The organism is Stenotrophomonas genospecies 5, assembly GCF_054473825.1.
In genome coordinates this window covers 2,063,415-2,083,633 of record NZ_JBTMUW010000001.1, presented here as the reverse complement: position 1 = coordinate 2,083,633, position 20,219 = coordinate 2,063,415, and the positions used below count along the sequence as shown (strand labels likewise).

The window sequence follows — 20,219 nt, the reverse complement described above, 5'->3', positions numbered from 1 at the left end:
TGTACAGGATAAAGCATTGAACGTGATCGCCCCTGAAGTGGTTGTCGGCGACGACAGCCCGGCCCGCCTGGAACGGCTGGCCGACCTTTCCCAGCAGCTGCTCGAGCGTGCCCGTGCGCTGGGGGCCAGCCAAGCCGAGGTCAGCTGCAGCGAGGACCGCGGCCTGGAGGTCAATGTGCGCCTGGGCGAAGTGGAAACCGTACAGTCCACCCGCGACCGCGGCATTGCCGTGACCGTGTACTTCGGCCAGCGCAAGGGCAGCGCCAGCACCGGCGACCTGAACGAGGCCAGCCTGTCGGCCACCGTGGAGCAGGCCTGCGCGATCGCCCGCCACACCGAGGATGATCCGGCCGCCGGACTGGCCGATGCCGCCCTGATGGCCAAGGATTTTCCCGAGCTGGACGGCTGGCATCCGTGGGTCCTGCAGGCCGACGAAGCGGTGGACCTGGCGCTGGCCTGCGAGGCCGCCGGGCGCGAGGCCGACGCGCAGATCCGCAACTCCGATGGCGCGGCGGTGTCCACCTCGCAGAGCCTGTCGGTGTACGCCAATTCGCACGGTTTCATTGGCCGTGAGCGCGGCACCCACCATTCGATCGGTTGTGCGCTGATTGCCGGCCAGGGCGATGGCATGCAGCGCGACGGCTGGTACACCAGTGCGCTGGCCAGGCAGGACCTGGAAGATCCGGCCCAGGTCGGCCGCCAGGCCGCCGCGCGTACCGTCGCCCGCCTGCAACCGCGCTCGCTGGCTACGGGCAGCATGCCGGTGCTGTTCGCCCCGGAAGTGGCGCGCAGTCTGGTGGGCCATCTGCTGTCGGCCGTGTCCGGTGGCGCGCTTTACCGCCAGGCCAGCTTCCTGCTGGACAGCGCCGGGCAGCGACTGTTCCCGGACTGGATGCAGATCGACGAGCTGCCGCACCTGCGCCGCGGCCTGCGCTCGGCCGCCTTCGACGGCGATGGCGTGGCGACCCGCGCGTCGGCACTGGTCCGCGATGGCGTGCTGCAGCGCTACGTACTGGGCAGTTACTCGGCCCGCAAGCTGGGCCTGCAGACCACGGCCAATGCCGGCGGCGTGCACAACCTGCAGCTGGCGGCCAACGCCGGGCCGCTGGAAGACATCGCCCGGCAGATGGGCAGCGGCCTGCTGGTGACCGAGCTGATGGGGCAGGGTGTCAATGGTGTGACCGGTGACTACTCGCGGGGGGCCGGTGGCTTCCGTGTCGAGAACGGGGAGATCCAGTACCCGGTGGACGGCATCACCATTGCCGGCAACCTGCGCGAGATGTTCATGGCGATCGAAGCGGTGGGCAGCGATGTCGATCCGCGCTCGCACATCCGGACCGGTTCGATCCTGGTGGGGCGGATGACCATCGCCGGTAATGATTGATGGCGTCGATGGCGTAAGCTATGGCCGCCTGACGCAACCGGCCTGATGCCGGTGGGTCAAGACCACCCAATGAAAAGGAGTTTTGTCGTGAGTGAATTCGATAACGTCCCGCCGCCGCCGGTCACCGCCGATGTCCCGGCAGACCAGCGCACCATGGCCCTGGCCGCGCACCTGCTGGGCATCTTCACCGGCTTCATCGGCGCGCTGATCATCTGGCTGATCAACAAGGACGACGCCGGCAAGTCCTTCGTCACCGACCAGGCCAAGGAAGCGCTGAACTTCCAGATCACCGTGGCCATCGCGATGGTGGTCTGCATCATCCTGACCATCGTGGTCATCGGCGCGATCCTGATGCCGATCGTCGGACTGGTCAGCCTGGTGTTCTGCATCATTGCCGCGGTCAAGGCCAACAACGGCGAAGCCTATCGCTACCCGTTCGCATTGCGCCTGATCAAGTAAGACCGGCTGCATGCGGACATGAAAACGCCCGGCATTGCCGGGCGTTTTCGTTGCGCACCACGTCAGTGATCGCGCTCCACCGCAAGCCTGGCCAGCGCCCGCAGCGCATCGGCCTCTTCGTGGTAGCCCGCCAGAGCAGCCTGCATGCGGGCCGCCAGCTCGCGCAGCTGCGCCTTCGCTCCCTCCATGCCGAGCAGGGCGGGGAAGGTACTCTTGTCCTGCGCCTGGTCCTTGCCTGCCGTCTTGCCCAGCTGCTCGGAGCTGGCTTCGACATCGAGGATGTCATCGCGGACCTGGAACGCCAGGCCGAGTGCATCGGCGAATGCGTCCAGCTGCACCCGCTGCGGCTCCGGCGCATCGCCGCACAATGCGCCCATCCGCACCGCGGCACGGATCAGCGCGCCGGTCTTGAGCGCATGCATCCGGGTCAGCGCGGCCAGCGACTGCCGCTGTCCGGTGGCATCGATATCCAGCGCCTGGCCGCCGCACATGCCGGCGGCACCGGAGGCGTGTGCCAGCGCCTGCAGGCAGTCCACGCGCAGTGTTGCCGGCAGTGGTGCCTCGGCCAGCAGGCTGAAGGCGCGGGTCTGCAGGGCGTCGCCGGCCAGGATCGCGGTGGCTTCGTCGAAGGCGATGTGGGTGGTGGGTTTGCCACGGCGCAGGGCATCGTCGTCCATCGCCGGCAGGTCGTCGTGCACCAGCGAATAGGCATGGATCAGTTCCACCGCCATCGCGGCCGCGTCGAGCCTTTCCGGTTGAGCGCCGAACAACTGGCCAGTGGCATAGACCAGCAGCGGACGCATGCGCTTGCCACCGCCGAGGACGGAATGGCGCATGGCCTGGTGCAGCCGCTGCGGTGCATCGGCCGGCGAGGGCAGGGCGGCATCGAGCAGGCTTTCGATCCGGTCGCGCCAGCGCGCGAACGCCGCCTCAGCCGTCATGGCTGGGCGGATCGAAGGGTTCTGCCGTATCGGGCTGTGCCGGATCGCTGAGCAGCCGGACGCGCAGTTCGGCCTGCTCCAGCGCCTGCTGGCACTGGCGGTACAGGCCCACGCCACGTTCGTAAGCACTGAGCGAGGCTTCCAGGCTCAGCTCGCCGGTTTCCATCTGCTCCACCAGCTGCTCCAGCGATTCGAGCGACTGCTCGAACTGGGCAACAGGGGAGGCGTTTTCGGGGGACTTCTTGGCCATGCGGCAAGTGTGGACGGCACGCGCGCAGGGGTCAATTCACCAGCCACCCGGCTGCCACCGCAGCTGGGCGTCGTGAGCGTGCAGCCAGGCCTGCAGCGGTGCGGCGATCACCACATCGGCGGCGGCCAGCAGGTTGCCGTCAGCAAACAGCAGCGGCAGCTGCGCGCGCCGCCAGGGGGCCAGATGTTCACGCTGCAGGCAGTCCTTCAAGGCATGTGCGTGGCTGCGTCCCGGCAGCACGATGCGCTCGCCGCCACGCCGTGCACGCACCTGCATCGGCTGCTGGAACATCGCGGCGCCCAGCAGGCGCAGCTGGCCGCCATCTGGCAAGGCCAGAGGCACCCGGCCGTCCCACTCCTCCTGCCAGTCCAGGGGCAGGGCAGGCAGCTCGGCCGGCAGCAGATAGGCATGCTCGCGCCATTGCTGGATGACGTGATCCTGCCAGCGCACCTGCGCCTGCCGGTCGCAAGCGGAGGGCAGCATTTCCTCGAGCATCTGCTGCAGCACCCGCCCCGGCAGCGGTGCCGCGCCATGGCTGGCCACCCAGGTGCGCAGGACGCGTGCGGCGCGTTCCGGCGATACCTGCCGCAGCAGCTGCAAGGACAGCACGCGCGGGGCTGCTTCCAGGTGCGCGAGCAGCTCGGTGTCCTCTTCCTGCAGAAGGCCACGGGTGCGCGCGCAATGATCGGCACTGCCGGCCAGGGCCGCTGCGGCGTGCGGCCAGCGCTGGCGCAGCAGCGGCAGCACCTGCAGGCGCAGGAAGTTGCGGTCGGCGTACGCGTCGTCGTTGCTGGGGTCTTCGATCCAGTGCAGATCGTGGGCCCGCGCATAGTCATGCAGAGCGTCGCGCGGGACCTGCAGCAGCGGCCGCCACAGCCGGTGGCCGGCGAGCATGCTGTCCCCGCTCATTGCCGCCAGGCCATCAACACCGGAACCGCGCAACGCGCGCAGCAGGAAAGTTTCAGCCTGATCGTCCTGATGCTGGGCCAGGGCCAGCGTCTCTCCGTCGCGCAGAGAGGCGACGAAAGCAGCGCGACGCGCCTGCCGGGCTGCACCCTCCAGGCCCAGACCGGTGCCGGTCTCGACCTGCACGCGGTGTACGACCAGTTCGATTCCCAGGGCCGCGCACTGCTGCTGGCAATGCTGGACCCAGGCATCGGCGTCGGGCTGCAGCCCGTGATGCACGTGTACAGCGCGCAGTCCCACGCCGGCCGCCTGCGTGCAGCGCCGTAGCCAGTGCAGCAGGACGGTCGAATCCAGGCCGCCGCTGTAGCCGACCAGCAGCGGTGCATCGAGGGAAACCAGGGCGGGGAAGGCAGTCACGGGTGAAGTGTAGGGTGATCGGCGGGGTCGCGCCGCGCCTTCGACTCACGGGCGGGATGCAGCCGGGCATGGCCCGGCTGCACACTGCGTCCGCCGTGCCGCTACTTTCCGTCGACGCTGCGTTCGAAGGCCTTGGGCGCCGGCAGCTGCACCGGTACGCCCTTGTCATCGCAGGTGCCCGCCTGGCACAGGCGATCGCGCAGCGCCGGCGTTGCCTGCACGATCATGTGATAGATCGTGTTCTGCTCCAGCGTGCCGCGGATCGCCTTGCTGCCGGGACCGCGCGCCCAGATGCCGACGTCCTCGCCACCATGCGATTCGGACTTCATCGGCACCAGCGCTTCCTGCATGTAGTCCGGATGCTCGGTGTCGACATCATGCAGGTCCGGACGCCCCTTGGCCGGCTCGAAGCTGCTCGGGTTGTGCGGGTAGCGCTTGCTGCCCGCCGGCTGCTGGTTGGTGCTGCCGGTGTGGCCCGGTCCATTGGCGTAGCTCAAGGTGGTGTAAGGCTGGCCGTTGCCGTCCAGCGCGTAGTCCAGCTTGCCGGCGCCGTCCTCACCGCCCTTGTCCTTCACCTTGCCCAGGATCGGGTTGCCGCGTGCGGGGTAGCCGACGAAGTTCAGGGTGTGCGAGTGGTCGGCGGTGACGATGATCAGCGTGTCGTCGGCCGACGTCATTTCCGACGCCACCCGCACCGCATCGGACATCGCCACGGTTTCGGTCAGTGCGCGATAGGCATTGCCGCTGTGGTTGGCATGGTCGATGCGAGCGCCTTCGATCATCAGCACGTAACCTTCCTGATGGCGCGACAGATTGGTGATCGCAGCAGCGGTCAGCTCGGCCAGGCTCGGCTCACCGGCCGGATCCTGTGGGCGCTCGTACTCGTAGCGCATGTGGTCCGGCTCGAACAGGCCGAGGATGGCCGGCGCATTTGCGGCGGCGGCCAGCTGCCTGCTGTTCCACACGTAGGCACCCTGCGGATGCGCCTGCTGCCATTCCTGTACCAGGCTGCGGCCATCCAGGCGCTGGCCGACCTTGTCGTCGTATTCCGGATCGCGCTCTTCCACGGTGGTGAATTCACCGCGACCACCGCCGAGCGCGACCAGCGGGCCGCGGCCATAGCGCGACGTGGACAGCAGCTGCTGGGCGATGTCCTTGCAGCCGGCGGCCTTGGCCGCTTCGGTCAGATCGGTGTCATTCTCCCAGTTGCGCTCCGGCGAGTGCGCGTAGGTGGCCGCCGGGGTGGCGTGGGTCAGGCGCGCGGTGGACACGATGCCGGTCGCCAGGCCGGCGCTGTCGGCCAGCTGCAGCCAGGTGAGCAGGCCCTTGGACAGGCTGTCGGCACAATCGGTGCGGGCGCCTGCGCTGACACCGATCGCGCCCATGTGGGTCTTCACGCCGGTGGTGATGGCGGTCATGGTGCCCGCCGAATCAGGGGTCTGCGAGTCGGTGTTGTAGGTCTTGCTGAACGCGGTGGCGGGGAAGCGTTCCCAGGACAGCAGGTTCTCTTCACCCGATCCGCCCTTCTTCTGGCCTTCGTAGATGCGCGCAGCGGCCACGGTGGTCAGGCTCATGCCGTCGCCGAGGAACAGGATGACATTCCGGGCCTTGCCGGCCATCGCGCCATTGGCGGCGGCCTGGGCGGCGCCGCTGCGGTACCACCATTGCGGCGTCTCGCCGGCCGGGTGTGCAACCGGCTCGACGGCGACCTTCAGGCCTGCCGGCGCGGAAGCGGGGGTGGTGCTGGCGCAGGCGCCGAGCAGCAGGGTGGTGGCACACGTGGCCAACAGGGAGACGGAACGGCGCATGGACGCTGGGATCTCACAAACTGTAACGGGACGTTCATTATGCCCGCCCTCGCAAGGCACGCCGATGACACACTGATTTGCCGGGCGGACGGTCGTTCTGCGGGCCGCCTTGGGCTATCGTGCCAGCATCCCTTCCTTCCCCCTCTGGATTGCCTATGACGCTGGTCTCTGCCTGGCTGCGGATTCCATTCTGGCAGCGCGTGGTCGGCGGCTTCGTGCTTGGTGCGCTGGCCGGCTGGGCGCTCGGCCCCGCTGCGGAAACGTGGTTCGGTCCGCTCGGTGAGCTGTATGTCACCCTGATCAAGATGATCGCGGTGCCGCTGGTGTTCTTCGCGGTCATCAACGCGATCTCGTCACTGCATGGCCAGAAGTCGGTTGCAGCGCTCAGTGGCCGCACCTTCCTGTGGTTCGTGATCACCGCAGCGTTGGCGGTGTGCGTGGGCCTGGGCGTGGGCACCGTGCTGCAGCCCGGTGCTGGTGGCCTGCAGCTGTCCATGGCCAGCAACTATGTACCGCGCGAGGTTCCCAGCGTGGTACAGGTGCTGCTGGATGTGGTGCCGGCCAACGTTTTCTATGCACTGTCCGGCATCGGCACCCGCGTCAATGCCGCCGGCGAGACCGTGCTGGCCGCTGGCAAGGGCTCGATCCTGCCGGTGATCTTCTTCGCCGGCCTGGTGGGCTTTGCCATCGTCAAGCTGGGCGAGAAGGTGACCGAGGCGCGGAAGCTGGTCGGCCAGATGAGCGACATCATGATCCAGGTGACCCGCTTCGTGCTGGAAGTCACCCCGATCGGTACCTTCGGCCTGATTGCCGGCCTGGTGGGCAGTTACGGTTTCGAAAAGCTGCTGCCGCTGGGGCATTTCGTGCTGGCCCTGTACGTGGCCTGTGCGTTGCACATCGTGGTCGTCTACAGCGCGCTGCTGCTGGCGCACGGCCTGAACCCGCTGAAGTTCTTCCGCGGCGCGGCGCCAGGCATGCAGGTCGCCTTCGTCAGCTCCTCCAGCTTCGCCGCGATGCCGGTGGCGCTGCGTTCGATCACCCACAACCTGGGCGTCAACAAGGACTACGGTGCATTCGCGGTGCCACTGGGTGCGAGCATCAAGATGGACGGCTGCGGCGCGATCTACCCCGCGTTGTGCGCGGTCTTCATCGCCCAGTACAGCGGCGTGCCTTTGACGCCGGAGCAGTACGTGGTGGTGCTGATCGCCTCGGTGCTGGGCAGCTTCGGTACTGCCGGTGTGCCGGGTACGGCCGTGATCATGGCCACCGTGGTGCTCAGTGCCGCCAATCTGCCGCTGGAGACCATCGGTTACCTGTATGCCATCGACCGTATCCTGGACATGATGCGCACCATGACCAACGTGACCGGTCAGATGCTGGTGCCGGTGCTGGTGGCCAAGGAGACCGGCCTGCTCGACCAGTCGGTGTACGACAATCCCTCCAGCAACGTGGGCGTGGATGACCCGGACCCTACGCCGCCACGCAGCTGAGACGCCGCGCAGCGGCCTGTCATGCGAGAGATGAAGGCCCGCCGGACTGGCGGGCCTTTTCGTTGGGGGCGTGCCCGCCGGGCCAGGGAAGGGAAGACGCATCCCAGGCATTCCGCGGGCAACGAAAAAGCCGCTGCAGGGCAGCGGCTTTCAGCTATCAGGCGGTGCCTGGAAAGGCGGCGTCAGAGCTCGACGCGGCGCGCCTGCATGAACTTGTTGCCCCAGTAGCCGCTGAGCAGGGTGTCCACCCGGACATCCTTGCCTGCGCTCGGGGCATGCAGGAAGCGGCCGTCACCCACATAGATGCCGACGTGGTCGACCCGGCCCTTGCGACCGAAGAACACCAGGTCACCCGCGGCCAGGGCGGCACGGTCGTTGATCAGCTCGGCGTTGTTGTCGTGTGCCATCTCGCGGGAGACGCGCGGCAGTTCGATGCCCAGCGCCGAACGGAAGACGTAGCCGACCAGGCCGCTGCAGTCGAAGCCGCTGTCCGGATTGCTGCCACCCCAGCGATAGGGGGTGCCGAGCAGGGTCATCGCCCGCCGCAGCAGCGACTGCACCTTGCCGTTGTCGGCGGCGCTGCCGACAACGCTGCCATTGGCAGCGCTGCTGGTGTCGTAGTTGGCGAGCAGGCGGCTCAGATCGCCGGCGACCATGGCCGAGCGGTCCATCAGCGGAATGGTGTCGTTGGCGGCCAGGTGCGGCAGCAGGGCGGCCAGCGTGGCACTGGCGGCTGCATCGGTGCGGCTGCGCTGGGGGGCCGCGGCGTCGGTCTTGCCCGTCACACGTACGCCATTGTCGGTCGCCGGGACCGGAGCAGCGTCGGCGCGTGAGGGAACGGTCTGCGACCAGGCGGGGAGGCTGGTCAGGCACAGTGCCAAGCCGAGAAGAACAGGGCGGACACTACGCGGGGAAGCGGCGGTCTGGCCTTTGCACGTCAGGTCGTCAGTCGTCACGCGTCGGTCACAGAAAAAAACGATGGGGCATCATGCCCTGTAAAAGCACTGATAAGTTAAAAATTCCGTTATAAAACCGTTATTTCCACTGTGACGTATTTCTCAATTTTGAACATGTCGCCTGTTCATTTTAGCGAAGGACGCGTTTGGCCCCTGTGTAGTGGTCCTTCCAGTAGGGCCCGCTGAGCGAGTCCAGGCGCACCGTGCCGCCGGTGCTGGGGGCGTGCACGAAGCGCCCCTCGCCGACATAGATGCCGACATGGGTGACGTTGCCGCGGCTGCCGAAGAACACCAGGTCACCCGTGGCCAGACGCTTCGGATCGATCCTCGGGCCCTGTACGGCGGCCAGGTCGCGCGAGGTGCGCGGCAGCTTCAGATCCAGCATCTCGCGGTAGACATAGGCGACCAGGCCGCTGCAGTCGAAGCCCGATTCGGGGGTGTTGCCGCCGTAACGGTAGGGCGTGCCGACCAGGCTGATGGCACGCATCAGTACTGAATTGGCGGCCTCGGGATTGTCCGGGGTGGTCGCCGGCCAGTGCGCCGACGGCGGGGGCGCCGCCGTCCGGGTGGCCTTGCCGCCGCCGCAGGCGGTCAGCAGCAGGGGCAGGACCAGCAGCAGGGCGGGCACGGACAGCCGGCGCGGGCCGGACGAAACTGGCGTGATGTGCATGTTCTCCGGATAATGCGCCACCTTGGATTGGCCGTCATGATGGCGGCGTCCCCGCCGGGCGACAACCCGCCCCAACCCGTCTGCCTCCGGCAGAACCAGACAGAGTCGCGCATGAAGATCGAAAAAGACCGCGTTGTCCGCTTCCACTACACCGTTTCCGAAGTCGGCCAGGAGCCGATCGAATCGTCCAAGGACCGCGGCGAGCCGCTGGCGATCCTGATCGGTCACGGCAACATCATCCCGGGCCTGGAAAACGCCATGATGGACAAGGAAGCCGGCGCCACCTTCAGTGTCGACGTCACGGCGGCCGACGCCTATGGCGAGCGCCGCGAAGGCCTGTCCCAGCGCGTGCCGAAGAAGCACTTCGGCAATACCAAGCTGGCGCCGGGCCAGCAGGTCGTGCTGCAGACCAACTTCGGCCCGCGTGCGGTGACCGTGCAGAAGGTCGGCATGAGCGTGGTCGACGTCGATCTCAACCATCCGATGGCCGGCAAGGACCTGCACTTCGACGTGGAAATCGTCGACGTCCGCGAAGCCGGCAAGGAAGAGATCGAGCACGGCCACGTTCACGGCGACGGCGGTCACGCGCACTGATCGCCCTGCGATCGTGACGGCAGCAACGGCCCGCTTCGGCGGGCCGTTGCATGTCTGGAACACCGCGCGCTCGTCCACGGCGCGCAGGCGGGCTGCATAATGAAGAACCTGCCCGCCGGATGTCCTGTGAACAGCGCTTCGTCTTTCCTGCAGCCGGTCGCCTCCGGCGACCGCATCGCCGTGCTGGACATACTGCGCGGGGCCGCGTTGCTGGGCATCCTGCTGATGAACATGGAGGCCTTCAGCGGACCGCTGGACCTGGCATTCACTGGTATCGACGTGCGTTGGCAGGGGATCGATTACTGGGCCGACGCCTTCGTCTATGTGTTCGTGCAGGGCAAGTTCTTCACCCTGTTCTCGCTGCTGTTCGGCGCCGGATTCGCAGTGATGGTACAGCGCGCCGAGACCGCCGGCCGCGAGTTCACTCCGTTCTATCTGCGCCGCAGCGCCGGGCTCATGCTGATCGGCCTGTGCCACGCGCTGCTGGTCTGGTCCGGCGACATCCTGGTGCTCTACGCGCTGGCGTCGCTGCCCCTGCTGGCGTGCCGCGAGGCACCGCGCAGCTGGCTGCCGTGGATGGGCGTCATCGTCTACCTCGGTGGCGCGGCGATGATGCTGCTGCTCGGCGCCATGGTTTCACTGGCAACGCCGCAGGACGCGCAGCAGATGCTGGTCGACGCGCAGCAGAGCATCGCCCGGGAGCGCATGGTCTACGGACACGGCAACTGGATCCAGGCCTGCATCCAGCGCCTGCATGAGTTTGGTTCGTCGATGGGGGCGCTGCTGATCACCGGCCCGGCGGTGCTGGGCATGTTCCTGATCGGCAGTGGACTGGCCGGCAGTGGTGCCCTGGCCGCGCCGGAACGCCATCCGCGCCTGTTCGCGGCGCTGCGCTGGGTCGCCTTGCCGCTGGGCCTGCTGGTCACCGTGCTGGGTGTGGCCTGGAAACCTTACCTGGCACCCGGTGCCTACGACCTTGGTGTGACCTCGGCGATGGCGCTGGTGATGATCGGCGCGCTGCCGATGTGCCTGGGCTACCTCGCCTGGATCGTGCAGTGGCGCGCGCGGCTGGGCTGGCTGGCGCCGGTCGGCCGGATGGCGCTGACCCACTACCTGGGGCAGTCGCTGTTGTGCACCTGGGTGTTCTACCACCATGGCCTGGGCTATTTCGACGTGATGCCGCGCAGCGTGCAGCTGCTCTTCGCTGTGCTGCTGTTCGCCGCGCAGGTCGCGCTTTCCCATGCCTGGCTGCGCCGCTTCCGCTTCGGACCGATGGAGTGGCTGTGGCGGGCGATGACCTATCGCCAGTGGCCGCCGATGCGCCGCGAGGCTGGAAGGGGCTGACCGATGCAGGGGGCGCGCGATGACGTGATCGTGATCGGTGCCGGTGCCATCGGCCTGGCGACTGCGCTGGCGTTGTGCGGACAGGGACGGCAGGTACGGGTGATCGATCGTGGCCGCGTGGGCGCAGCGACGTCGTACGGCAACTGCGGCACCGTCACGCCCAGTCATGCACCGCCCCTGGCCGCGCCGGGTGTGCCGCTGCGTGCGTTGCGCTGGATGCTCGACCCACGTGCGCCGCTGTATGTGCGCAGCCGCCTCGATCCCGCGCTGTGGCGCTGGCTGCTGCAGTTCAGCGCGCGCTGCAATGCGCGGCATTGGCTGCAGGCCACGCGCGCGCGCGCTGCGCTGTTGAATGATTCCCGCGTGCGCCTGGCCGAATGGGTGGGAACCCATGGACTGGACTGTGAATTCGAGACGCGCGGCCTGGATTACGTGTTCGGTGATGCACGCAGCTTCGATCAGCATATCGCCCAGTGCGAGGCGCTGGATGCGCACGGCATTGCGACCCGCTGCATCGATGGCGGCCACTACGCACGCGACAATCCGGCGTTCCATGATCGGCTTGCCGGAGCGATCCATTTCCCGGGCGACGCGCAGCTGCGCCCGGACCGTTTCACTGCGGAGCTGGCGCGGGTACTGCGTGCGCAGGGCGTCGAGATCGACGAGCAGGTCGAGATGCAGGGCTTCAGCGGCGACGTACACGGGGTCCGGGTACAGGCCGGCGGACGCACGCTGCGCGCGCGCGAACTGGTGCTGGCCACCGGCCCGTGGTCGCCGCGATGGGCACGGCTGCTCGACCTGCGGGTGCCGATCCAGCCCGGCAAGGGGTACTCGCTGACCTGGTCACGCCCGCCGCTGGTGCCGGCCCGTCCGGTGGTGCTGAAAGATCACTCCGTGTTCGTGATCGCCTGGCGCGACGCGCTGCGACTGGGGGGCACGATGGAATTCGCCGGTGCCGACCCGCAGCTGCGTGCGCAGCGCCTGCAGGCGTTGCAGCTGGCCGCTGATCGCCACCTGCGCATGCCTCGTGGCGCGCAGCTGCAGGAGCAGTGGTGCGGCTGGCGTCCGATGAGCGTGGACGATGTACCGTTGATCGGCCGCGCGCCTGCCCATCCTCACGTCTGGCTTGCGGCAGGGCATGGCATGCTCGGCATCAGCATGAGCGCCGGCACCGGCCAGCTGATCGCCGATCTCGTCTGTGGCCGCACGCCAGCGATCGATCCTGCCCCTTACCGACCCGAGCGATTCCGATGAACACGGCTTCCCATGATTACGACCTGATCGTCCTTGGCGGCGGCTCTGCCGGCCTGGCCGGCGCCATCCGCGCCGCGCAGTACGGCAAGCGCGTGGCGCTGCTGGAACCCGGTGAACTGGGCGGGACCTGCGTCAATGTTGGCTGCGTACCGAAGAAGGCGATGTGGCTGGCCGCCGATCTGCACGAGCGTATCGGCCTGGCAAGCGCGATGGGCTTCGATGTGCCGCCACGACCGGCACTGTCGTGGAAGGAACTGGTGATCCATCGCCAGGCCTATATCAGCAACATCCATACCAGCTACCACAAGCGTCTGGATGAAACCGGCGTCGTCCGCATCCCGGCGCGCGGCCACCTGCTCGACGCGCACACGGTGGCCTGCAGCGACGGGGTGCGCTACACCGCCGACCACATCCTGATCGCCACCGGAGCGCACCCGCAGCGTCCGGACATCCCCGGCGCGGAGCTGGGCCTGGTATCCGACGACTTCTTCGAGCTGCGTGCGGCCCCGGCCGAGGTCGCGATCATCGGCGGCGGCTACATCGCGGTGGAGCTGGCCGGGCTGCTGCAGGCGCTGGGCAGCCGGGTGAGCCTGCTGGTACGCGGCAAGCGCCTGCTGGAACGCTTCGACTACGAGCTGACCGATCAGCTGGCGGAAAACCTCCGCCAGCAGGGCGTGCGCATCTACTTTGATTACCGCCTGCGCGAACTGCAGCGCGACGGTGAGCGCGTCCGCGCCTTCGGCCATGATGGCCCCATGGACAGCGTGTTCGACGCGGTGTTCTTCGCCACCGGCCGCCGTGGCAACAGCCGGGGCCTGGGCCTGGAGGCGCTGGGCATCGACATCGGCGAGCACGAGCAGGTGCAGGTGGACGAATGGCAAACCACGGCGGTACCCAGCATCCATGCCGTGGGGGATATCGCGGGCAAGGTGGGCCTGACCCCGGTGGCGGTGGCTGCATCGCGTCGGTTGATGGACCGTCTGTTCGGTGGCCGCCCACAGTCGAAGATGGACTATGAGAATGTGGCCAGCGTGGTGTTTTCGCATCCGCCGCTGGGGGCGGTGGGCATGGGTGAGGAGGAGGCGCGTGCCTGCTTCAAGCAGGTGACGGTCTATCACAGCCGTTTCCGGCCGATGCTGCAGGCACTGGCCAACGGTACCCAGCGCAGCCTGTTCAAGATGGTCTGCGCCGGGCCGGAAGAGCGCGTGGTGGGAGTGCACCTGCTGGGCGAGGCCGCGGACGAGATCCTGCAGGGCTTCGCGGTGGCGGTGAAGATGGGAGCGACCAAGGCCCAGTTCGATGACACGGTGGCGATCCACCCGACCTCCGCAGAGGAAGTGGTGCTGATGCGCTGACGCTGCGGTTGCCGCGTCGGGCCATGCGACAATGGGCGTCCACACGCACCCCCGGGCCGCCCTGCGCGGCCCGCCGCTGTTCCCATGTCAAGCTCCTCCCCGCGCATCGCCACCGCATCCCCACGCATCGCCCTGGGGGGAATCGGCCTGGCGGCGATCGGCGCCGTTGCCGCATCCGGCAAGGCGGTGATCGTCAAGCTCGGCCTGCGCCACGGTGTCGATGCGACCACGCTGCTGGCGCTGCGCATGCTGATGGCACTGCCCCTGTTCGCACTGATGGCGGTGTGGGCTTCGCGCCGTGTCGAGCCGCTGTCGTGGGCAGACCGCGCGCGCGTGCTGTGGCTGGGGTTCACCGGCTACTACCTGTCCAGCCTGCTGGATTTCCAGGGTCTGCAGTACATCAGCGTCACGCTGGAACGATTGATCCTCTACCTCAACCCGACGCTGGTGCTGCTGATCAACGTGCTGCTGGCGCGGCAGCGGCCAGGGCGCTGGCAGGTCGCCGCGCTGGTGCTGAGCTACCTGGGGGTGCTGCTGGCGTTCGGCCACGATCTGCAGCGGGAGGGCGGGCAGATCATCGTCGGCAGCCTGCTGGTGCTGGGCAGCGCGCTCAGCTATGCGCTGTACCTGTTCGGCAGCGGCCAGGTGGTGGCACGGATCGGCGCGGTGCGTCTGACCGCCTATGCCAGCTGCGTGGCCAGCGGTCTGGTGCTGCTGCATTTCGCCATCACCCATCCGCTGCCACTGCTGTGGCAGGCACCTGCACCGGTGCAGTGGCTGTCGCTGGTCAACGCCACGGTCTGCACCGTGCTGCCGGTGCTGGCGATCATGCTGGCGGTGCAGCGCGTGGGTTCCTCGCTGGCAGCGCAGGTCGGTATGCTGGGGCCTGTTTCCACCATCGTGATGAGCCTATGGCTGCTCGACGAACCGATGGGGCCGGCGCAGATCGCCGGCACCGTGCTGGTCCTGCTCGGCGTGCTGCTGGTGACGCGTCTGCGCCGCTAACGCCGGACCAGGCGCGCGCGCGCATCCTGGCGGTGATCCACGCGATCCCGCCGGGACACGTGATGGGCTATGGACAGGTGGCGATGCGCGCGGGCCTGCCGGGGCGGGCACGCTTGACGGCACGCATTCTCGGCCAGAACGATGACCCGACACTGCCCTGGCACCGCGTGCTGCGTTCTGACGGACGCATCGCCATGGCGGAGGGGTCGGCGGGCTGGCGGGAACAGTCGCAGCGGCTGCGCGCGGAAGGCGTGGTGGTGGAGAACGGCCGGGTGCGGATGCCGGCGTCCGACCCGGCGGCGGCGCTGGATGCCGCCGTGTGGGGACCGGGCTGAGCGCGACCGGGGTCTGAACGGGCCGCACGCGGCAGTCGCCGACACGACACGACGGTGCGGCTATGATGGAGACCGTTCCATGCCGGTGTCCCCATGTTCCCGCGACTGCCAACCGTCACCAAGGCCCTGCTGATCGCCAACGCGATCCTGTTCCTGTTGCAGCAGCCGTTCCTGCTCGGCAACCAGACCTTCGAGCCGTTCATGCTGCAGCCGCTGCAGCAGGGCTTCGATGCGTTCTCCCCGGGTGGCAACTTCCAGCCGTGGCAGCTGCTGACCTACGGCTTCCTGCACGGCAGCTTCGGCCACCTGTTCTTCAACATGCTGGCCGTTTTCATGTTCGGTGCGCCGCTGGAACAGACCTGGGGCGAGAAGCGCTTCCTGCTCTACTACCTGGTGTGCGTGGCCGGCGCCGGCGTCTGCCAGCTGCTGGTGGGGACGCTGCTGGAGAATCCGGCCACGGTGCTGGGCGCGTCCGGTGGTGTGTTCGGCCTGCTGCTGGCGTACGGCATGTTGTTCCCGAACCAGCGGGTGATGCTGCTGTTCCCACCGATTCCGATGAAGGCGCGCACGTTCGTGATCCTGTTCGGTGTCGGTGAACTGGTGCTGGGCATGACCGGCTGGCAGCCGGGCGTGGCGCACTTCGCGCACCTGGGTGGCATGTTGTTCGGCTGGCTGCTGATCCGCTACTGGCGCGGCCAGCCACCGTTCAACAAGCGCCGTCCCCCCGGCCCGCCGAACCGTCCGAATCATCTGCGCAGCGTCAAATGATCCGCAGGGTCATCTGATGCGGCAGGTGCCAACCGTGGTTGGCACACCCCTACAGATCCTGCAGGATCACCTGCGCGGCATTGTGGCCCGGCGCGCCGGTCACGCCGCCGCCGGGATGCGTGCCTGAACCACACAGGTAAAGCCCGGGCAGGGCACCGCGGTAGCCGGCCTGGCCGATCATCGGCCGCGCCGAGAACAGCTGGTTGGGACTGAGCGCACCGTGGAAGATATCGCCGCCCACCAGGCCGAACGTCCGCTCCAGATCCAGCGGTGACAGCACTTGCCGACCGAGCACGCTGTCGGCGAAGCCGGGCGCATACCGATCGACGGTGGCGATCATCAGGTCGGCGACGGTATCGCGATGTGCGTCCCAATGCCTACCCCCGGGCAGGACCGGTGCCACATGCTGGCAGAACAGGCTGGCGACGTGCTGGCCCGGCGGCGCCAGCGAATCGTCCAGCGTGCTGGGAATCAGCATCTCCACGATCGGCTCGCGCGACCAGCCGTCGCGCCGTGCATCCAGCCACGCGCGGTCCATGTAGTCGAGGCTGGGCGCCATGATGATGCCGGCACTGAGGTGCTCACCGGCGCCGGGCAGGGCGTGGAAGTCCGGCAGCCGCGACAGCGCCACGTTCATCCGGAAGGTGCCCGAACCGCAGCGCCACTGCGCCATGCGTTCGCGCGTCGCCGCGGGCACCTGCTCCGGTTCCAGCAACTGCCCGTAGAGCAGTTTTGGATTGACGTTGGCCACCACCACGCGCGCGCGCAGTACGTCCCCGCCGGCCAGCTCAACGCCCACCGCGCGTCCGTGCTCGACCAGCAGCCGCTTTACGCCGGCATCCACGCGCAGTTCTGCGCCGGCCGCGCGCGCCGATGCAGCGATGGCCTGGCTGATCGCGCCCATGCCACCGATCGCATGGCCCCAGGCGCCCTTCACTCCGTTGCATTGGCCGAACACGTGGTGCAGCAGGACGTAGGCACTGCCGGGCGTGTACGGACTGGCGTAGTTGCCGACGATGCCATCGAATCCGAACAGGGCCTTGATCGGCTCGCTTTCAAACCAGCGGTCGAGATAGTCGGCGGCCGACAGGGTGAACAGATCAAGCAGCTCCTGGCGCAGGGCAGGGGACAGTGCCGCCAGTTCCCGGCCGAGCCGGCCCATCCGCCACAGTGCCGGCAATGCGCGCCAGCCGCCTGCGACGCCGAGGTCCGGCGGCGCGCGCAGGGCCCAGGCGCGCAGCACGTCGGCGAAGACCTCCAGCCTCGCCTCATAGGCTGGCAGGCGCTGCGCATCCCGTTCGGAGAACTTCGCCACCTCGGCCTGGGTACGGCCGGGTGCCGACAGCAGATAGCGGCCGTCAGGCAACGGCAGGAAATTGTTGGCCGGGCGGGCGACGACGCGCAGGCCATGCGCGTGCAGCTGCAGCTCGTCGATCACCTTAGGCTGCAGCAGCGAGACGGTGTACGAGGCGACCGAGTTGCGGAAGCCCGGATGGAATTCCTCGGTGACCGCTGCGCCGCCGAGCACGCCACGGCGTTCGAGCACCAGTACTTTCCTGCCGGCACGGGCAAGATAGGCCGCGCAGACCAGGCCATTGTGGCCGCCGCCGACGATGACCGCATCCCACGCGGTCATGCGGTGCGGATCGCCGCTTCGATGGTGGCGATGTCGATCTTCTTCATCGGCATCATCGCGTTGAAGGCGCGCTTGGCCAAGGCCTTGTCCGGGCTGGTCACCGCTTCGATCAGCATGCGCGGACTGATCTGCCATGAGATGCCCCAGCGGTCCTTGCACCAGCCGCACTGGCTCTCCTGCCCGCCGTTGCCGACGATCGCGTTCCACAGGCGGTCGGTCTCGGCCTGGTCCTCGGTCTGGATCTGGAACGAGAACGCTTCGCTGTGCCTGAACGCGGTGCCGCCGTTGAGCCCGACGCAGGGAATGCCGCAGACGGTGAACTCGACCGTCAGCACGTTGCCCTCCTTGCCGTCCGGATAGTCACCCGGTGCGTGATGCACGGCCGTTACCGCGCTGTCGGGCAGGATCCCGGCGTAGAACGTGGCGGCCTCGAGTGCTTCGCTGTCGTACCAGATGCAGATCGTGTTCTTGTGGGCCATGGTCGGGCTCCGCTGCAGGACGAAGGCGCAGCGATAGCATGCCGCGTGTTAATGGCGGATCGTGCTGCATGCGCAAAAAAAAGGGCGCCCGAGGGCGCCCTTCGTGTCACGGACGGCTGGCTCAGCGCCAGACCTTGATCTGCTCGGCATCGCTGCGCTGCATCGGCTGGCCGGCCTTGCAGCTGAAGGTGGCGCCGAACGCCGGGAGGTTGGCCAGCGTGCCGTTGGTGCGCCACATGCCCGGCGCGCGGATGTCGGCGGTCAGGCGGCGTGCGGCTTCGTTGGGCGACAGCTGCTGCGCCCACAACGCGGCCCAGGCACGGAAGAAGCCCTGCTGCTGGGCCGGCTTGGCCTTCGGCTCCTGTGCGGTGTAGGCCGCCCAGGCCAGTTCCAGGCCGGCGATGTCGGCCAGGTTCTCTTCCTGGGTCAACGTGCCATTGACCTTGGCGCCCTTCACGCCCGGGAACTCATAGGCGCCGTACTGGGCGGCCACGCGGCTGCCGAGCAGGGTCCAGGCCGTCTTGTCGGCCGGCGTCCACCAGCTGCGCAGTTCGCCCTTGGCATCGACCAGCGCGCCCTTGGCATCGATGGCACGGGTCAGCTCGTGGCCGACCAGGCCGCCGAAGCTGCCGAACTTGTCGGCGCTGTCGGCCTTGGCGTTGAACACCGGGCCCTGCAGGATGGCCGCGGTGACGATCAGGCGGTTCTGCGCCAGGTCATAGGCCAGCGACGGCTGTTGCGGCAGCACGTCCCAGCGACGGTCGGCATTGCCCTTGCCGATGCGCTTCATCTCCTCGCGATGGCGCCAGGTCGAGGCGATCAGCATGTTGCCACCGAACGAGCCCCGGCCCATCGGCTGCACGGTGTAGTCGAGGTCGCGCAGCGGGGTGCCGATCTCGATCTTCAGCGCCGCCAGCTTGGCCTGTGCTTCAGCCTTGGCTTCGGCACTCATCCACGTGCTGTTCCTGACGGCCTCGATCTGCACCTCGCGGACCTTGTCGACGATCCATGCCGCCTGCCGGCGGTCTTCGGCCGAGAGATGGCGGGCAGCGTACTCGCGGCCGACCATCGGACCGGCCGCCACATTGATGGCATCGAGCACCGCTTCCCAGCGCTGCGGCGGCAGCGTCTGCCCGCGCAGTACGCGGCCGCGGAACTCAAACTCGGCGTCCCGGTAGGCCTTGGACAGGTACGGCGCCATCGAGTCGCCCACGCGCCAGCGCAGGTAGGCCTTCCACTGGTCCGGCTTGAGCTTGGTGACCATGCCATCCAGCTGCTGGAACAGGCCCGGGTCGGCCAGCGATACCAGATCGTCGTTCACACCCTGTACTTTCAGGAACGCCTCCAGCTGCAGGTTGCGGTAGCGGCTGTTGAGTTCCTTGGTGGAGATCGGCGCGTAGTTGTTGAACGGGTTGTTGATGCCGGCCAGCGACTGTGCATTGCGCGCCAGCTCGGTTTCCAGCGCGATCACCGCCTGCGACTCCGCATCGAGCTTGGCTGCCGGCGTACCGGTCAGCGCCAGGATCTGCTTGACGTAGGTGCGGTAGCGGCCCATCAGCGCCACGGTATCGGCATCGGTGCGGGTATAGAACGCCGGATCCGGCAGGCCCATGCCGCCCTGCATGAAGTAGCCGATATGACGGTCCAGTGCCTTCAGGTCGACGTCCGGACCGAAGTTGAAGGCGACCGGGATGCCGACCTGATGCAGTGCAGCGATCGACGCCGGCACATCCTTGGATTTCTTGATCGCATTGATGCGGGTCAGCAGCGGCGCGATCGGATTGGAGCCATCGGCTTCCACCGCCGCCTCGTCCAGGCCGCTGGCCCAGAAGTCGCCCAGCAGCTTCTGCACGTTGCCCTGCGGCGACGTCATGGCCGCATCGAGCAGTTCGCGCTGTTGCTGCCTGCTGCGCTCAACCAGCTGGCCCAGCGCGGTGGTGGCTCCGGTCTGCGGTACCGGGTTGGCCTTCAGCCAGCCAGCGTTGGTGGCGCCGTAGAAGTCGCTGCACTGGGCACTGACGGCCGGGGCGCGGGCGGCCTTTTTCTTTGCGGCGAACGCATCATGGCTCGGGACCAGGGTCGCCAGGCTGATGCCCAGGGCGATGGCAAGCGGACGGAAATTGGGCATGTAGAACGAATCCATGATGGATTGAGGGCGGGCGCACTAT

At 67.9% G+C, this 20,219-nt stretch carries 19 protein-coding genes; 10 read left to right on the top strand and 9 right to left on the bottom strand.

Annotation, left to right across the window (positions count from 1 at the left end; translation table 11 throughout):
- Window positions 1-16 precede the first annotated feature (16 nt).
- Both pmbA and ACX9OW_RS09710 read left to right on the top strand, forming a co-directional pair.
- Entirely contained in the window at window positions 17-1,384 is a 1,368-nt protein-coding gene (pmbA, locus tag ACX9OW_RS09715) for a metalloprotease PmbA (protein WP_197572033.1), read from the top strand.
- Between the two features lie 87 nt (window positions 1,385-1,471).
- Window positions 1,472-1,843, top strand: coding sequence for a DUF4870 domain-containing protein (locus ACX9OW_RS09710; RefSeq protein ID WP_253118670.1), 372 nt, complete (start codon window positions 1,472-1,474; stop codon window positions 1,841-1,843).
- Window positions 1,844-1,905: 62 nt separating this feature from the next.
- Here ACX9OW_RS09710 and ACX9OW_RS09705 read toward each other — a convergent pair whose 3' ends face one another.
- The 4 genes from ACX9OW_RS09705 to ACX9OW_RS09690 all read right to left on the bottom strand — a co-directional run bounded on the left by ACX9OW_RS09705 (window position 1,906) and on the right by ACX9OW_RS09690 (window position 6,165).
- On the bottom strand, window positions 1,906-2,784 hold the full coding sequence (locus ACX9OW_RS09705; RefSeq protein WP_111186398.1) for a polyprenyl synthetase family protein: 879 nt from the start codon (window positions 2,782-2,784) through the stop codon (window positions 1,906-1,908).
- Window positions 2,774-3,034 (bottom strand): exodeoxyribonuclease VII small subunit, encoded by a 261-nt coding sequence (locus tag ACX9OW_RS09700; protein WP_065174877.1) that lies wholly within the window; start codon window positions 3,032-3,034, stop codon window positions 2,774-2,776. Before ACX9OW_RS09700 ends, ACX9OW_RS09705 begins: the two co-directional genes overlap by 11 nt.
- Window positions 3,035-3,070: 36 nt before the next feature.
- Window positions 3,071-4,357: a tRNA lysidine(34) synthetase TilS gene (tilS, locus tag ACX9OW_RS09695; RefSeq protein WP_053516798.1), complete on the bottom strand. Its 1,287-nt coding sequence runs from the start codon at window positions 4,355-4,357 to the stop codon at window positions 3,071-3,073.
- Window positions 4,358-4,458: 101 nt separating this feature from the next.
- Window positions 4,459-6,165, bottom strand: coding sequence for an alkaline phosphatase (locus ACX9OW_RS09690; protein WP_053516800.1), 1,707 nt, complete (start codon window positions 6,163-6,165; stop codon window positions 4,459-4,461).
- Between the two features lie 155 nt (window positions 6,166-6,320).
- Here ACX9OW_RS09690 and ACX9OW_RS09685 point away from each other — a divergent pair, with 155 nt between their 5' ends.
- The gene (locus ACX9OW_RS09685) at window positions 6,321-7,655 is read left to right on the top strand and encodes a dicarboxylate/amino acid:cation symporter (protein WP_459062210.1); all 1,335 of its coding nucleotides are present in this window, start codon (window positions 6,321-6,323) and stop codon (window positions 7,653-7,655) included.
- A 182-nt stretch (window positions 7,656-7,837) separates the two neighbouring features.
- Here the strand turns inward: ACX9OW_RS09685 and ACX9OW_RS09680 are convergent, their stop codons facing one another.
- Window positions 7,838-8,611 (bottom strand): C40 family peptidase, encoded by a 774-nt coding sequence (locus tag ACX9OW_RS09680; RefSeq protein ID WP_053516803.1) that lies wholly within the window; start codon window positions 8,609-8,611, stop codon window positions 7,838-7,840.
- Window positions 8,612-8,741: 130 nt separating this feature from the next.
- Window positions 8,742-9,281 (bottom strand): C40 family peptidase, encoded by a 540-nt coding sequence (locus ACX9OW_RS09675; RefSeq protein ID WP_053516860.1) that lies wholly within the window; start codon window positions 9,279-9,281, stop codon window positions 8,742-8,744.
- Window positions 9,282-9,392: 111 nt separating this feature from the next.
- On the opposite strand from ACX9OW_RS09675, the gene ACX9OW_RS09670 reads away from it, so the two are divergent.
- The 7 genes from ACX9OW_RS09670 to ACX9OW_RS09640 all read left to right on the top strand — a co-directional run bounded on the left by ACX9OW_RS09670 (window position 9,393) and on the right by ACX9OW_RS09640 (window position 15,936).
- Window positions 9,393-9,875 carry an FKBP-type peptidyl-prolyl cis-trans isomerase gene (locus ACX9OW_RS09670; RefSeq protein WP_053516805.1) on the top strand — a complete coding sequence of 161 codons (483 nt, stop codon included), beginning with the start codon at window positions 9,393-9,395 and terminating at the stop codon, window positions 9,873-9,875.
- Between the two features lie 99 nt (window positions 9,876-9,974).
- The gene (locus ACX9OW_RS09665; protein ID WP_459062209.1) at window positions 9,975-11,219 is read left to right on the top strand and encodes a DUF418 domain-containing protein; all 1,245 of its coding nucleotides are present in this window, start codon (window positions 9,975-9,977) and stop codon (window positions 11,217-11,219) included.
- 3 nt (window positions 11,220-11,222) lie between these two features.
- Window positions 11,223-12,473: an NAD(P)/FAD-dependent oxidoreductase gene (locus ACX9OW_RS09660; RefSeq protein WP_368865400.1), complete on the top strand. Its 1,251-nt coding sequence runs from the start codon at window positions 11,223-11,225 to the stop codon at window positions 12,471-12,473.
- Window positions 12,470-13,828, top strand: a complete 1,359-nt coding sequence (gene gorA, locus ACX9OW_RS09655; RefSeq protein WP_065181838.1) for a glutathione-disulfide reductase — start codon at window positions 12,470-12,472, stop codon at window positions 13,826-13,828. Before ACX9OW_RS09660 ends, gorA begins: the two co-directional genes overlap by 4 nt.
- Window positions 13,829-13,912: 84 nt before the next feature.
- On the top strand, window positions 13,913-14,833 hold the full coding sequence (locus ACX9OW_RS09650; protein ID WP_065181839.1) for a DMT family transporter: 921 nt from the start codon (window positions 13,913-13,915) through the stop codon (window positions 14,831-14,833).
- Window positions 14,740-15,168: an MGMT family protein gene (locus tag ACX9OW_RS09645; RefSeq protein ID WP_253118674.1), complete on the top strand. Its 429-nt coding sequence runs from the start codon at window positions 14,740-14,742 to the stop codon at window positions 15,166-15,168. Before ACX9OW_RS09650 ends, ACX9OW_RS09645 begins: the two co-directional genes overlap by 94 nt.
- Before the next feature lie 93 nt (window positions 15,169-15,261).
- Complete coding sequence (locus ACX9OW_RS09640) at window positions 15,262-15,936, top strand: rhomboid family intramembrane serine protease (RefSeq protein WP_053516819.1); 675 nt, start codon at window positions 15,262-15,264, stop codon at window positions 15,934-15,936.
- Window positions 15,937-15,985: 49 nt separating this feature from the next.
- Here the strand turns inward: ACX9OW_RS09640 and ACX9OW_RS09635 are convergent, their stop codons facing one another.
- The 3 genes from ACX9OW_RS09635 to ACX9OW_RS09625 all read right to left on the bottom strand — a co-directional run bounded on the left by ACX9OW_RS09635 (window position 15,986) and on the right by ACX9OW_RS09625 (window position 20,179).
- Window positions 15,986-17,572, bottom strand: a complete 1,587-nt coding sequence (locus tag ACX9OW_RS09635; protein ID WP_459062208.1) for a phytoene desaturase family protein — start codon at window positions 17,570-17,572, stop codon at window positions 15,986-15,988.
- A complete protein-coding gene (locus ACX9OW_RS09630; protein ID WP_053516822.1) occupies window positions 17,569-18,051 on the bottom strand; it encodes a VOC family protein in 483 nt (160 codons plus the stop codon). Before ACX9OW_RS09630 ends, ACX9OW_RS09635 begins: the two co-directional genes overlap by 4 nt.
- A gap of 121 nt (window positions 18,052-18,172) precedes the next feature.
- Window positions 18,173-20,179 carry a M13 family metallopeptidase gene (locus ACX9OW_RS09625; protein WP_053516862.1) on the bottom strand — a complete coding sequence of 669 codons (2,007 nt, stop codon included), beginning with the start codon at window positions 20,177-20,179 and terminating at the stop codon, window positions 18,173-18,175.
- Window positions 20,180-20,219 lie beyond the last annotated feature (40 nt).